General features: G+C 75.3%; 12 protein-coding genes. 6 read left to right on the top strand and 6 right to left on the bottom strand.

Annotation, left to right across the window (positions count from 1 at the left end; all coding sequences use genetic code 11):
* Nucleotides 1–30: 30 nt before the first annotated feature.
* The 3 genes from ACGFZP_RS12110 to ACGFZP_RS12100 form a co-directional block, all read right to left on the bottom strand.
* The gene (locus tag ACGFZP_RS12110) at nt 31–1668 is read right to left on the bottom strand and encodes a BCCT family transporter (RefSeq protein ID WP_392931302.1); all 1638 of its coding nucleotides are present in this window, start codon (nt 1666–1668) and stop codon (nt 31–33) included.
* Between the two features lie 194 nt (nt 1669–1862).
* On the bottom strand, nt 1863–2513 hold the full coding sequence (locus ACGFZP_RS12105) for a TetR/AcrR family transcriptional regulator (protein WP_392931300.1): 651 nt from the start codon (nt 2511–2513) through the stop codon (nt 1863–1865).
* 93 nt (nt 2514–2606) lie between these two features.
* A complete protein-coding gene (locus ACGFZP_RS12100) occupies nt 2607–3521 on the bottom strand; it encodes an acyl-CoA thioesterase (protein ID WP_392931298.1) in 915 nt (304 codons plus the stop codon).
* Between the two features lie 135 nt (nt 3522–3656).
* Here ACGFZP_RS12100 and ACGFZP_RS12095 point away from each other — a divergent pair, with 135 nt between their 5' ends.
* Together ACGFZP_RS12095 and ACGFZP_RS12090 are read left to right on the top strand one after the other, a co-directional pair.
* A complete protein-coding gene (locus ACGFZP_RS12095) occupies nt 3657–5036 on the top strand; it encodes an SWIM zinc finger family protein (RefSeq protein ID WP_392931296.1) in 1380 nt (459 codons plus the stop codon).
* On the top strand, nt 5033–7723 hold the full coding sequence (locus ACGFZP_RS12090; protein ID WP_392931294.1) for a DUF6493 family protein: 2691 nt from the start codon (nt 5033–5035) through the stop codon (nt 7721–7723). Before ACGFZP_RS12095 ends, ACGFZP_RS12090 begins: the two co-directional genes overlap by 4 nt.
* Nucleotides 7724–7790: 67 nt before the next feature.
* Here ACGFZP_RS12090 and ACGFZP_RS12085 read toward each other — a convergent pair whose 3' ends face one another.
* From ACGFZP_RS12085 to ACGFZP_RS12075, 3 genes are all read right to left on the bottom strand, one after another.
* A complete protein-coding gene (locus ACGFZP_RS12085) occupies nt 7791–8981 on the bottom strand; it encodes an MBL fold metallo-hydrolase (protein WP_392932224.1) in 1191 nt (396 codons plus the stop codon).
* A gap of 252 nt (nt 8982–9233) precedes the next feature.
* A complete protein-coding gene (locus tag ACGFZP_RS12080) occupies nt 9234–9686 on the bottom strand; it encodes a MaoC family dehydratase (RefSeq protein WP_392931292.1) in 453 nt (150 codons plus the stop codon).
* Between the two features lie 101 nt (nt 9687–9787).
* Nucleotides 9788–10219 (bottom strand): pyridoxamine 5'-phosphate oxidase family protein, encoded by a 432-nt coding sequence (locus ACGFZP_RS12075; RefSeq protein ID WP_392931291.1) that lies wholly within the window; start codon nt 10217–10219, stop codon nt 9788–9790.
* 284 nt (nt 10220–10503) lie between these two features.
* On the opposite strand from ACGFZP_RS12075, the gene ACGFZP_RS12070 reads away from it, so the two are divergent.
* The 4 genes from ACGFZP_RS12070 (at nt 10504) to ACGFZP_RS12055 (ending at nt 13956) form a co-directional block, all read left to right on the top strand.
* A complete protein-coding gene (locus ACGFZP_RS12070; protein WP_392931289.1) occupies nt 10504–11352 on the top strand; it encodes a hypothetical protein in 849 nt (282 codons plus the stop codon).
* Between the two features lie 201 nt (nt 11353–11553).
* Entirely contained in the window at nt 11554–12114 is a 561-nt protein-coding gene (locus ACGFZP_RS12065) for a hypothetical protein (RefSeq protein ID WP_392931287.1), read from the top strand.
* Nucleotides 12108–13049, top strand: coding sequence for a hypothetical protein (locus ACGFZP_RS12060; protein ID WP_392931285.1), 942 nt, complete (start codon nt 12108–12110; stop codon nt 13047–13049). Before ACGFZP_RS12065 ends, ACGFZP_RS12060 begins: the two co-directional genes overlap by 7 nt.
* Nucleotides 13050–13206: 157 nt before the next feature.
* Entirely contained in the window at nt 13207–13956 is a 750-nt protein-coding gene (locus ACGFZP_RS12055; RefSeq protein ID WP_392931283.1) for an SAF domain-containing protein, read from the top strand.

Genomic DNA, 13956 nt, shown 5'->3' with positions numbered 1-13956 from the left:
GCCCGAACCGGGTGCTTCGGGTGCGGTGGTTCACCCGGACGGCGGACGCGGGCCCCGGCCGGCGTCGGCCATCGCCTCGCCGACGGCGACCCGGACGGCGTCCCGCAGGCCGTGCGCGGGGTGGAGGCGGGAGGGTCCGGCTGCTGGGTCCCCGCGCAGCTCCTTCACCAGGGCGACGCAGAGCAGCAGCATCACCACGACGAACGGCAGCGCGACCAGGATGGTGGCGTTCTGCAGTGCGGTGAGCCCGCCCGCCAGCAGCAGCGCGGCGGCCACCCCGCCCATCAGCACGCCCCAGACCACCACCAGCCAGGTGCGGGGGTGCAGTGAGCCCCGGCTGGAGAGCGAGCCGAGGACGAGCGAGGCGGAGTCGGCGCTGGTGATGAAGAAGGTCATCACCAGCAGGACCGCCACCACGCTGGTCACCGAACCGAGCGGCAGGGCGTCCAGCATCTCGAAGAGCGAGGCCTCGGCGCCCTGCGGGATGGTGGCGACCAGGTCGGCCGCGCCGGTGGAGTCCAGCCGGATCGCCGTTCCGCCCATCACGCAGAACCAGATCACCGTGGCGCCGCTGGGCACCAGCAGGACGCCGAGCAGGAACTGCCGGATGGTGCGGCCGCGCGAGATCCGCGCGATGAAGGTGCCGACGAAGGGCGCCCAGGAGAGCCACCACGCCCAGTAGAAGATCGTCCAGGTGCCGAGCCAGCTCTCGTCGGTGAAGGCGCCGGTCTGGGTGGACATGGCGACCAGGTCGGAGAGGTAGCCGCCGACGCTGGAGGGGATCGCGTCCAGCACGAAGACCGACGGGCCGACCAGGAAGACGAAGACCATGATCACCGAGGCCAGCACGACGTTCGCGGTGGACAGCCACTTGACGCCCTTGTGCACGCCAGAGAAGGCGGACAGCACGAAGGCGGCGGTCAGCGAGCCGATGATGACCAGCTGGGCGTTCTCGGTGTTGCGCACCGAGGAGATGTAGCCGAGGCCGTCCGCGACCTGGAGGGCGCCGAGGCCGAGGCTGGTGGCCGAGCCGAAGACGGTGGCGAACACGGCGAGCAGGTCGATCGCCCGCCCGGCCCAGCCGTCCGCGCCGCGCTGCCCGATCAGCGGGACGAAGGCGGCGGAGAGCCGGTTGCCCCGGCCCTTGCGGAAGGTGGTGTAGGCGAGGGCCAGGCCGGCCACGGCGTAGATCGCCCACGGGTGCAGCGTCCAGTGGAAGAGCGAGAACTCCAGGGCGCTCTGGGCGGCGGCCGGGCTCTGCGGTTCGAGGCCGGAGCCGGGCTGCGGGGCGGCGAACAGCTGGAGCGGCTCGCCGACGCCGTAGAACATCAGGCCGATGCCCATGCCGGCGCTGAACATCATCGCGACCCAGGCGAGGGTGGAGAACTCGGGCTGGTCGTCGTCGCGGCCGAGCCGGATCCGGCCGAAGCGGCTGAAGGCGAGCAGGACGGTGAGGACGAGGAAGACGTCGGCGGCGACCACGAACAGCCAGCCGAAGTTGTGCAGCACCCAGGCGAGCGCGGTGCTGGAGGCGTCGCCGAGGGAGTCCTGGGCGAAGACCCCCCAGGCGACCACCGCCAGCACCAGCACGGCGCTGATCCCGAAGACCGCCCGGTCGGCGGGGAGGGTCGCTGCGGGTTCGTCAGGGCCCGGCGGCGGACTGCTCATGGGGGTACCTCTCACGGCGTACTGGACGGTCGGCGGCATGATCAAGAAATGGATACATGTCGTACTATGTCCAGTCCCCGTGCGCGGAGAGGGGAGGGCACGCCGGGGAGCGGCGAGGAGGCGGCAGGGCGTGCCGGACCGTCAGACGGCGCCGAACCGCGCGCCGTCCGGCCCGGTCGGCCGGGCCGGTCGGCTCAGCTGGTCGGCCGGACCTCGTACGGCGCCGGGTGCGGCGTCTCGTACGGGGTCAGCACCAGCCGCACCACGTCCTCCAGCCGCCGCCGGGCGTCCCCCAGGGTGGTCCGGCCGGTCACCCAGGCGGTCAGCTCCCCCTGCCAGGCATGGCCGACGATGTGCCGCACCAGATCGCTCGCGGCGGCCGGGACTTCGGCCATCACCGCCTGGAGCGCGGTGCTGTCGGCACGGGCCATGCCCTGCAGGGCCTCGCTCGCGAAGGGATCGGTGGACGCCGCGACGGCCACTCTCAGCCGGGCCAGTTCGGGCTGGCGCTGATAGGCCCGCATGCCGCCCCGGACGAAGCGCACCACCCGGTCGGTGGCCCCCAGCCCCGCCCGCGGCCCGCGCAGCTCCGCCACCAGGTCGGCCAGCAGCAGCCGGTGCCACTCGGCGATCGCCGCGGCCAACAGGTGGTCCTTGGAGGAGAAGTAGCGATACGCCGTCCCCAGGGCGACTCCGGACCGCTCGCAGACCTGCTTCATCTGCAGCCGCTCGACGCCGATCTCGTTCACCAGGGCGAGCGCGGCCGCGATCAGGGACTCGCGGCGTTCGAGCTGACGCGGAGACATCGTCTCCACCGGCCGTGGTGACAGGTCAACCTTGGTCACCCGCACCATGATACGGCTCGGGACCGCTCAGGAGTATGACGCCGACCGGCCTCCCCTTGTTCGCGTACCGGCCACCGGTGCGGCGGGCACCCGTCAACGGGGGCGGGGAGGCCGTTCGCGGACCAGGGCCTCCTGGACCGCCGAGGCCACCAGCAGGCCGTCCCGGTCGTAGAACTCGCCGAGTGACAGCCCCCGGCCGTCCGCGGCGGACGGGCTGCGCTGGGCGAACAGCAGCCACTCGTCGGCCCGGAACGGGCGGTGGAACCACATCGAGTGGTCCAGCGACGCCAGGATCAGCCGGGGCGGCTGGGTGCGGTGGAAGAAGTTGGGCTGCAGGTGCAGCCCGGCGGTCGAGGCCAGCGTCAGGTCCGACAGGTAGGTGAGTGCGCAGACGTGCACCAGCGGATCCCCGGCGGGCAGCGGGGAGCCGGTGCGCAGCCAGACGAACTGCTGCGGCATGCCCGGCACGGCCGGGGGCAGCCCGGGCGCGTCCGGCGGCACGAAGCGCAGCTCCAGGGCGCGGAACCCCTCGAACCGGGCCCGGTCGTCCCCGCGGGCGGCGTCGTCCCAGCGCGCGAAGGCGTCCGGCAGCTCCTCCGGCCCGGGCACCGGGGGCATCTCCCGGTGCCGGTCGGTGGCGGGCTCGGAGCGCTTGAAGGAGGCGGACAGGGTGAAGATCGCCTCCTCGCCCTGGACGGCCGTCACCCGGCGGGCGGCGTACGACATGCCCTCGCGCAGCCGCTCCACCTCGTAGCGGATCGGACGGGTCGGATCGCCGGGGAGCAGAAAGTAGCCGTGCAGCGAGTGCACCGAGCGGCCCTCGCCGATGGTGCGCCCGGCCGCGGTCAGCGCCTGCGCGGCGACCTGCCCGCCGAACGCCCGCATCGGGGCGCCGGCGTGGCAGCGGCCCCGGAACGTGTTCCCGTCCAGCCGGTCGATCCGCAGCAGCTCGGCGAACGGGCTACCGGTGGCGGTGGCCCGAGTCTCCTGATGGGTCAGCTCGTTCACCGGCCCATAGTGGCAGAAGCCAACGTCCCGCCGGTGTGACCTGGGTAACCTCTGGCGGTATTCCACGCAATAGAACCTGTTTCAGTCCCGTGGTGGCCGGACGGACTGTCAGTGCGGTCACCTAGCGTGCTCGGCATGACGCAAGCCGCACACGCGTACGCCTATCTGCGCCCGTCCGCCGTCCTCGACGGAGCCGACGGCCCACGCCTCGCCCTGGAGACCTCCGGCGGCGCCACCCCGCTGGGGGCGGTCGCCAACCCGCGCTTCTTCGCGGGCTTCCTGGCCGACCCGGCGCCGGCCGCCGCCGGGCTGCTCGCCGTCGCCGACGTCGCCGCCGCCCGCTACTACCAGCCCAGGCTGCGCGCCTCGCTCGACCCGGTGGTCACCGCCAACGGGGACCGGCTGCGCTTCGAGTCCTTCTCCGGCTGCTGCGGCGTCTACGCCCGCCTGGACGTGCTGGAGGCCGGGCTCGACGGCGACGACATCGGCCACGGCACCACCAACGTCGACGTCAACAACCCGCTGCGCGAGGCGCTCACCCGGATCGGCCCGGCCGACCCGCTGCACCTGGCCGTCGGACCGGACGCCCTGGAGGTCACCACCTTCGACGGGCCCGTCGTCGAGCGCAAGGTCCCGCTGCCCGAGCGCTGGCTGCGCGGCTTCGCCGAGACCCAGGTCACCGCCGCCGGCTTCGACCTGCGGGCCGAGCTGCCCGCTGCCGAGGCCGTCCGCTTCCTGCGCTCGCTGCCGCGCGGCGGCGCCCGACCCGGCGCCCCGGGGTGGGTCGTGCCGGCCGGCCGGACGCTGCGCCCCACCACCCGGCCGGTGCCCGGCGCGATCCGGCTGCTCGGCCCGGAGCGGCTGGCCGCCCTGCACCGGGTGCTGCGCCACGCGCTGGCGCTGCGGGTGTACGGGCCGGTGGCGGGCTCCGGATCGGAGGCCTCGGCCTGGGAGGTGGTGCTGCCGGGTATGCGGCTCACCCTCACCCTCTCGCCCGACGCCTCCCGGGGCTTCTCCGGCGAGGGCGGGGTGCTCGGCGCGCTGGCCACCGGCACGGCCGAGCAGGACGCCGAGCTGGTCGGCGTGCTGCTCGCCTGGGAGCCGAGGATCGACACCGCCGAGCTGGCCGAGCAGTCCGGGCTCCCCCCGGAGCGGGTCCGGGCCGCGCTGACCAGGCTCGGCACGGCCGGGCAGATCGGCTACGACACGGCGGAGGCCGCCTACTTCCACCGCCAGCTGCCGTACGACGCCGGCCGCGCCGAGGTGCACAACCCGCGGCTGCGGGCCGCCCGCGCGCTGGTCGCGGCGGGTGCGGTACGGCTGGAGGAGGGCGGCGCCCTCGCCACCGTCACGGTGGACGACCACATCCAGCGGGTGCGGACGGACGCGTCGGGCCGGGCGGCCTGCACCTGCCTGTGGTGGGCCAAGTACCGGGGCGGGCGCGGCCCGTGCAAGCACGCACTGGCGGTCGGAATGGTCCGCGAGGCCCACAACGGGACGGGGGCCGGCCGATGAGCGGGGTCGAGGAGCTGCTGCGGGCCGTCCGGGAGGGGCGCACACCGCAGGTGCCGGCCCTGGCCGCGGCGCTCGGCCCGGCCGAACGGCGGGCCTGCCTGGTGGAGCTGAAGGAGCTGCGCAAGCAGCTCCGGGGCGAGTGGTCGAACGCGGCCGACCGGCAGAGCGGGGCCCTGCTGGTCGCCGGCGCCGGCTGCCACACGGGGCCGGCCGCGGCCGCCGCCTGGATCGGCGGGCGGGACTTCGCGGAGCGCTCCTGGGCCCGCCACCCCGCGCTCGCCGAGGTGGTGGCGGCGCAGCCGGTCGAGTGGCAGACCGACGTGGCCGCCCGGCTCGCCCAGCGCTCCCCGCAGGGCTGGAGCTGGGAGCTCTACCCGCTGATCGAACAGGTGGTGCGGCGGACGGGCTGCCCGGTGCCCGAGTCCGACGCCTTCGTCACCGAGTGGCTGCGCCGGCTCGTCCAGGGCGAGGGCGGCCGGGGCGGTACGCGCGCGACGCTGCTGGAGCGGCTGCGCGCCGACGCCTTCCGGCCGGTGCTGCTGCCCCGGGTGTTCGAACTGGCCGACATCGGCTCGCTGTTGGAGTTCCGGTGGTCGGACCGGCCGGGGGACGTCTGGGCCGAGGCGGTCGCCGGGCTGGCCGCGAGCGGCGAGCTGGACCGCGCCGAGCTGATCGACCGCTGCCTCGCCCGGCTGGTGCGCGGCGGCCGCCCGGTCGACCAGCGGCTCTTCCTCGCGATGCTGCGGGAGCTCGCCCCCGGGCCCGCGGAGTACGCAGGGCACGTCCGCAGCCTGCTCGCGCTGCTGGACGGCGTCTCGGTGGTGGCCGGCCACGCCCAGGAGGTGCTCGCCGGCCTGGACGAGGCCGCACTGGTCGAGCCCGAGGTGGTGGCCGAGGCCTCGGCGGTGGTGCTGTTCCGGACGGAGAAGAAGCTGGTCCGGGCGCAGCTGGGCTGGCTGGAGAAGGCCGCGAGGCGCTCGCCGGAGCGGGCCGGCCCGGTGGTGCTGGCCGCCGCCGAGGCCTTCGGGCACCCGGACACCGCCCTCCAGGAGCGGGCGCTGAACGTGGTGGCCCGGCACCTCGGGGCGGCCGGCCCGGCCGTGCTGCCCGAGCTGCGGTTCGCCGCCGAGGGGCTGAACCCGGCCCACCACGCCCGCGCAGCCGGGCTGTTCGGCGCCCCGGTCGGCGGCGACGACCCGGACACCGGGTGGAGCGAGCTGCTGCCGCCGGTGCCCGTCCCGCGCCCGCTGGCGGACCCGATCGCCACGCCGGCCGAGGTCGCCGAGGAGCTGTCCGCGCTGCTGGCGGGGTACCAGCCGGATGTCGCGGACTTCGAGCGCGTCCTGGACGGCCTGGTGCGGCACGCCCGCCTCGACCGGGCGGCGCTCGGCACGGCGCTGGAGCCGGTCCTGCGGGGGCAGCACTGGAGCGAGACGGGGCGCTGGCACGACTGCGGGCCGCGGGACGTCCTGTACGTCGCACTCACCGTCACCGGGCAGGTGGACCCGCACCACCGCAAGGGCGTGCTCCGGCGCAAGGGCCGGCCCGCGCTGCGCGGTGCGAACAACACGGCGTACGGCCATGTGCTGGGCGCCCGGCTGGTGGAGGCGGCCGAGCGGATCGGCACCGACGGGCTGCCGCTGCTGCTGGCCACCCCCACCGATGCGACCGGTGCGGTGGAGGCGTCCGCGCTGGTCGGGCGGCTGGCCCGGTACGAGGAGGCGGGGGTGGAACCGGGTGAGGTGGATCTGCAGGCCGCCCTGCTGCGGCTCACCCCGACCACCGACGCCGAGGCGCTCGCCGCGGCGGGGCGGCTCGCCTCCCCGGCGGGGCGCCGGGTGGCGCACTGGCTGGTCCGGGGAGGGCTGCCCGGCCAGCCCTCGGAGCGGGTGGTGTTCGCGCCCGGCCCGGGCGCCGACGACCGCCACCCCTTCTGGAACCGCTGGTGGGAGGCCCTGAACCGGGTCGCCGTCGCTCAGCCGGGCATCGGCGCCGGGCCCGCGGGTCCGGCCGGCGAGCGGCTGGACGCCGTCTTCCGGGGCCTGCTGGAGGGCACCGAGCCGAGCGTCGCCCGGGCCCGCAAGCAGGACCAGTGGGGGTGGCAGCCCACCGTGCACTGGGCCGCGGTGCTCCCGCACCACCGGGAGGAGCTGGCGGCCCGCTGGCTGGACTGGTTCGCCGACTCGGCCGACCGCGAGCGGCGCGGTGCGACCGGGATGCTGCCCGTCCTTGCCGAGGCCGGCGGTCCGGCCGGGCTCGCGGTGCACCTGGTGGTGGCGTACGGGCTGGGTGCGCGCTTCCCCGAGGACCGGACGGCGGCGGTGGACGCGCTGCTGGTGCTCGCCGCGCGCGGGGATCTGGACGGAGGCCTGCTCGGCCGGGAGCTGGCGGCGCTGGTGGCCGCGGGTACGGTGCTGCCCTCGCGGCTGGGCCAGGCGCTGGCCGCGGCGGCGCAGACCGGCGCGTACGGCACGGTCTGGTCGGTGCTGGCCCCGGCGCTGCCCGGGCTGCTGGTGCTCGACCCGGCGCCGCGGGGCCTGGGCGACCTGGTCGCGGTGGCCGCGGACTGTGCCAGGCGGACCGGGGCGCGCGGCCCGGTCGAGGAGGTGACGCGGGTGGCGGCCCGCTCGGGGTCCAGCCGCCTGGTCAAGGAGGCGCGGGCGCTGCGGGAGGTGCTGGCGGGCTGACGGCCGCAGGGGTGGGCCCGGCGCTCGCGGGTGGTTTCCAGCGAGCGCCGGGCCGGGTCACGCATGGTCAGACCGTGACGCCGCCGTCCTCGGCGGCCGCCTGCGGCCGGGTGGCGGGGCCGCCCGCGGCCTTGGCCGGGCCGTCGGGGACGAGTAGTTCCGGGCCCGGGGGCAGCGCCGCGACGGCCCGCCACCAGAGCCGCAGCGGCGGCGGGTCGGCCGGTTCGAACGGCTTGCCGGGCCGGGGCGCCGCCAGCCGCGCGCCGAGCGCCTGGGCGGCGGCGACGGCCCGTTCGGCGGGCTCCTCCCAGGGGTGCGGCGCCAGGTTGAAGGTGCACCAGTGGATCGGCAGCAGCAGCTCTCCGCCGAGGTCGAGGTGCGCCCGGACCCCCTCCTCGGGGGTCATGTGCACCTCGGGCCAGAAGTCGCTGTAGGCGCCGACCTGCATCATCGTCGCGTCGAAGGGGCCGAGCCGGCGGCCGATCTCGGCGAACCCGGGGAAGTAGCCGGTGTCCCCGCTGTGGAAGACCCGGTGCTCGGCCCCGGCCACCACCCAGGAGGCCCAGAGGAACAGGGCGCTGGTGCGCGGTCCGCGCGAGCAGTAGTGCCGGGCCGGGGTGGCGGTCAGGGTCAGCCCGGCGACCTCGGCCGACTCCCACCAGTCCAGCTCGACGATCCGGTCGGCCGGTACGCCCCAGTGCTCCAGGTGGGCGCCGACGCCGAGCGGCACCGCGAACACGGCGCCGGTGCCGGCCAGCGCGCGGACGGTGGCCATGTCCAGGTGGTCGTAGTGGTCGTGCGAGACCACCACCACGTCCACCGGCCCGAGTTCGCCGAGCGGCAGCGGCACCGGGTGCAGCCGCTTGGGGCCGGTCCAGCCGAACGGCGAGCAGCGCTCGCCCCAGACCGGGTCGAACAGCACCCGGCGGCCCTCGATCTCGGCCAGCACGGTGGCGTGCCCCAGCCAGGTCAGCCGCAGTCCGGAGGCGGGCGGCGTGGCCAGCTCGACCGGCAGCAGCCGGTGCAGCGGCACGGCGGCGGTGGGGTTGCGGCGGGTCCGGTTCGAGGTCAGCTGGGCCCGGGTGATCTCCAGGGGCGTGCGCTCGTAGACCAGTCGGCGGGTGGGCAGCGGGTTGCGGAAGGCGCCGTCGGCGAACTGCGGGGAGCGGTGGATCCGGGACAGGCGCTCGCCCCGGGGCTCGGCCCCGAAGGCGTCCGTCCTGACCCGGTGCCAGACGGAGCGCCGGAGGCCGGCCAGGCCCGGGGGAGTGGAGAACTGCGAGGTCAGACCGGCGACGCGGGAATACCACGGAGCGGGGCGGGGCACGGCACCTCCAAAGACGGTTACGGCTACCGGGCATGCCGAGGTGCGTACCGCCGGTGGTGCGGTCCGGCCCGGTACGACAACCATCTCGTCGGAGGTTACTCGCTGTGGGCCGTCCGGACCTGGTGGGAGGCCCTGCGCGGGCCGTTCGGCGTACGGCGGGGCCTCCCACCAGGTCCGGAGGGCTCAGGCGTAGAAGCGGGTGATCGTCTCCGCGACGCAGTGCGGCTTGGCGCTCTCCGCGCTGGTGATGGTGAACCGGACGACCGCCTGGACGCCGCCGGGGACCTCGGTGGCGGAGAGCAGCTCGGCCGTCGCCCGGATCGCCGTGCCGACCGGGACGGGCGCGGGGAAGCGCACCTTCTCCGAGCCGTAGTTCAGCGCCATCCGCACGCCCTCGACGCCGTAGCACTCCTTCGCCAGCACCGGGATCATCGACAGCGTCAGATAGCCGTGCGCGATGGTCGAGCCGAACCGGCTCTCCTTCGCCCGCTCCGGGTCGACGTGGATCCACTGGTGGTCCCCGGTGGCCTCGGCGAACAGGTCGATCCTGGCCTGGTCGACGGTGTGCCACGCGCTGGTGCCGAGCTCGGTGCCGACGGCGGCGGTCAGGTCGGCGAGGGAGGCGAAGGTCGTCAAGGTGCGCTCCTGGGGGCGGGGACTGCGGGGACTCCGGCAGAGTATGCCTACTCGCCGGTCACCTGTCAGGGGCCTGTCGCGTCCCGGGCGCCCCGGCGGGCTCAGGAGTGCTGCACCCGGCGGCCGAGCGGGAGGAGCCGGCGGCCGCCGACCAACTCGGGTACCAGCGCGACGAACATCGGGTCCGGATCGCCGACCCAGGGCCGCAGCCCGGAGCGCAGCGCCCGCCGGTACTGGTCCGCGTCGCGCACCACGTCCGCCCGGCCGTGCACCAGCACGCTCCACCCGGTCCGGGTGACCGGGTCCAGCAGGTCGGCCTGGAAGGCGACGACCGTGCCGTCCAGGCAGCGCGCGGTCGTGCCGACCCGGCGCACCGCGAGCAGCAGCCGCCCGTCCGCCGCGACCTGGAAGGAGACCGGCAGCACGGCGGGCAGTGCGTGTTCGGTGTACACCACGCGCCCGACGGGCACGGTGCTGAGCAGCCGCAGGCACTCGGCCTCGCCCAGGGTCTCCACGTGCTCTTCACGGTCCATGGGTCCGATCGTCCTCCCGCGCCGGTGCGGGCCGATAGGGCCCATGGTCCCTGAGCGGGGGGACGGGAGGCCGTCGCGACGGCCGCCCGGCCACCGGCGGAACGGGTCGGGTGAACCGGCCGCGGACCTGGCCGGAGCCCGGCCGGTGACGGCCCGGGGCGGTAGCTTGTCCGGCGGGTACCGGGCGTCCGGTGCAGGCGTCCGGAGCGGGCGCCCCGGTGGCGCGCGCGGTGTGGGCGGCAGGCGGTTCCGGTGCGCCGGGCCGGTAGGAAGGGGGCGTGGGGATGATCAGCGGGGTCGATCTGGTGGTGGTCGGGGCGGACGGCGGGCCCGACCGGGGCTTCGGCGGCTCGGCGGCGGCGGCGGACGGCGCCCGGCTGCTGGCCGACGTGCTGCCCGGGATGTGCTTCGACGCGGGCTCGGCCGGCTGCCGGGTCACGGTCGTGGATCCGGCCGCCGACGCCAACACCATGCTCACCGGGGTGCGCGAGGCGGCCCGCCGGCCCGGCCGGTGGCTGGTGGTCTGCCTGCTCGGCCAGCTGGTCGCCGACCCGCGCGGGCGGCGGCTGGCGCTGGTCACCGGCGGCAGTACCGCCGACAACGCCTACCGGCGCGGGCTCGCCTGGGACTGGGTGGTCAGCGCGATGGTCCACGGCGACCAGGAGGAGGCGCTGCTGCTGGTCGACGCCGTCGCCGACCGGGACACCTGGGCGGCGCTCGAACGCGAGGACGGCGCGGGGGAGCTGCTCGGCTACTCGCGAGTCCCGCTCTGGGGGAGGGTCGGCCGCTACACCCCCGGTAGACGCGGCCGGGACGACGTGCTGCCCGGTGGCGGCGGATCGTTCAGCCGGGCCCTCACCGCCGTTCTGGAACAGGGGATTCCGGGCGCCCCGGCCGCCGTGGCGCCGCTCGACCTGCAACCCGCGGTGGCCGCCCGGCTGGGCGGCGACCCGGCGGCCGCCGGCGGCCCGGGCACGGCCGGCGCGCGCCTGCTCGTTCCGCCGCACGGCGGGCGCCTGTTGATGCGCAATCGGGCCGCCGTGCGGGGCGCATTGGCCGGATTGTCGCTTTCCGAAGAACTGTTGGCCGTTCTGTGGCGGGAAAGTGCCCCGACGGATCCGCCTTCCGCGTAAGGTCAGGGGGCCCGAGGTGTTGCCGTGAAGGGGCGGGTTGGCGAAGAATCGATGCTCTCGCGGCAACATCGGCGGGACGGCGGAATTCTTCTGGCGACCACGGGCCACGGACGGGGTCGGTCGCGACGAGGTGGGGCGATGCGGCAGCGCGGAAATGTGTTGCGCCCTGGGGCGGTTGGGGTCGGCGGGGTGGTTTTGGCGATGCTGCTGAGCGCTTGTGCGAGCAGTGGTGGCGCCGGTTCCGTCGATCGTCTGGGGACGGCTGCGCCCAGTGTTGCGGTGATGACTCCGGTAACACCTTCGGGTGGTTCCTCAAACGTCGGGATCGCGCCGACCGACGGCCCCGAGGGGGCCGCCGCCAGGTCGGTGCTGAGGACGTATCAGGACTGGTGGCAGGCCCAGGTCGAGGCGTTCGGCAGGGTCGACTCGGACGGGTCCGCCCTGGAGGCCTACTCCTCGGGCCAGGCGCTCAGCGGAGTGCTCGTCGACCTCCAGGGGCTGCATGCCGCCAAACTGGTGATGATCGGCGGTCCCCGCAATTCCCCCGTGGTGAAGACCCTTGATCTGAAGGCGAACCCGCAGACCGCCGTGGTCGAGGACTGCCTCGATGTGACGGGCTGGCACCAGGCGGATGCCGGTACGCAAGCGACAAAGGATCCCGTGCAACGGCTGTCGCGCTACATCGCGACGGCGTCCCTGCGAAAGTCCGAAGCCAGGTGGCTGATCTACGACTTCAAGCGCGAGGTGGGCCGGACATGCTGAAATTCGAGTCCCGAATCCTGATCCGTGCACTGTTCGTCGCCGGACTGCTGTTATCCGCGGCGGTGCCTGCGATGGCGGACGAACCGACGCCCGGCGGCGGGACGGTCAACCACTGCGAGGTGAAGTCGATCTGCGACAAGGTCAAGGATCCGGCGACCGCACCGCCGCCGAACGGGGGCGGCGGTACCGGCGGTGGCGGTGGCGGCGGCCCGCAGGTCTGCAGCTGGAACGGGAAGGACTGGCCCTGCCACGACCCGGAGGCGGGCTGGTTCAGCAACTCGACCGGCTGCTACTACCGGTACCTCAGCCCGCAGCCGGAGGCCGGGGATCCGGCCTGGGAGGGTCACAAGCCGTCCGACGGCGCGGTCTACAACGTGAGCTGCAAGTTCACCGAGGACGGGTTGGGCACGACCGAGCCGAGGTTCTTCGCCCAGGCCCCCGCCGGGCCGCCGCCGGACGACCCGGTGGCGCTCGCCAAGGAGGCCCAGGACAAGATCGACTTCCCCGACCCCGTCCCCGGCATCGCGCCGAAGGGCGCGGCGGTGGTCGGCGTGCCGGTCTGGCTCTGGCTGGACCAGTCGAAGGGCCCGGCGGTGCCCGCCCCGGTCACGGTGCGGGGCAACACCCTCACGGTGACGGTCACCCCCCGGCTGCTCAAGGTGGTCTGGGACCTCGGTGACGGGCGCGAGGAGACCTGCGCGACCGCCGGGACGCCGTACGACCCCTCGTACGGCGCCCGCAAGTCGCCGGACTGCTCGCACCGGTTCGACATCGGCTCCGGCACCGTGCCGGGCGGCGGCTTCGCCGGGAGCGTCACGGTGTACTGGCGGGCCGATGTCACCGTGACCGGCGGCACCCAGCGGATCGACCCGCTGCCGATGATCCTGTCGACCCCGCTGGAGGTCCGAGTGGCCGAGGTGCAGGTCCTCAACTGACCGACGGGCGGGCGCAGTCGTCCGCCGAACCGCAGGGCCGGACGCAGCGCGGCCCGCACCCAACCGATCGACGTGGAAAGGCCGGAGCCCGGTGGAGAACCGTACGTTTGCGACGCCGGGGTCCGGCACGACCGGATCAGCGGGCGCGTCCGCACCGGTGCCCGAGCAGAAACCCGGGCGCGGGGCGCCGCACGCGCCCGGCCGGACGCTGCGGGCCCGGCGGCGCCGGCCCGCGGTGCTGGCGATGGCCGTGGCCCTGATAGCCGCCGGCGGACTCGGCGGGGCGGTGCTCTACAACAGCACCGGACAGCGGGTCGCGGTGCTGGCGATGGCCCGGGACGTGCCGTACGGGCAGGTGATCACCGACGCCGACCTGGTGGTGGCGCGGATCGCCAGCGACCCGGTGCTCAAACCGCTGTCGGCCGCGGACCGGGACGGCGCGATCGGGATGCGGGCCACCACCGACCTCAAGCGCGGGGCGCTGGTGGTGACCGGCGACCTGGCGAGGAGCCTGACCGTCCAACCGGGCCAGCTGGTGGTGGGCGTGTCCGCCAAGCGCACCCAGCTGCCGGCGACCAGGCTGCTGCCCGGGGTCCAGATCGTCGTGGTCTTCACGCCGGACACCGGTCGGCCCGAGTCGATGGGCGCCGTGGTCACCGCGGTCGGGCGGGTGGACACCGACGGCAGCCAGGTGGTGGACGTGGCGGTGCCCGCCGCGGACGCGGCCCGGTTGGCCGCCTGGGTGGCCAGCGGGCGGATCCAGGTGGTGCTGGCTCCGCGGGCCGCCGCGGCTCCCCCGGCTGCTCCCTCGGGCGCGGCCTCTGGCGCGGCGGCACCGTCGGGTGCGCCCTCCGGGGCGGCGGCTCCGGCCGGGTCCGCGTCGCCGAGCGGGGTGGGTGGGGCCTGA

This window comes from Kitasatospora sp. NPDC048239, from assembly GCF_043202015.1.
Taxonomy (GTDB): Bacteria; Actinomycetota; Actinomycetes; order Streptomycetales; family Streptomycetaceae; genus Kitasatospora.
This window is presented reverse-complemented; position numbering and strand designations above follow the sequence as displayed.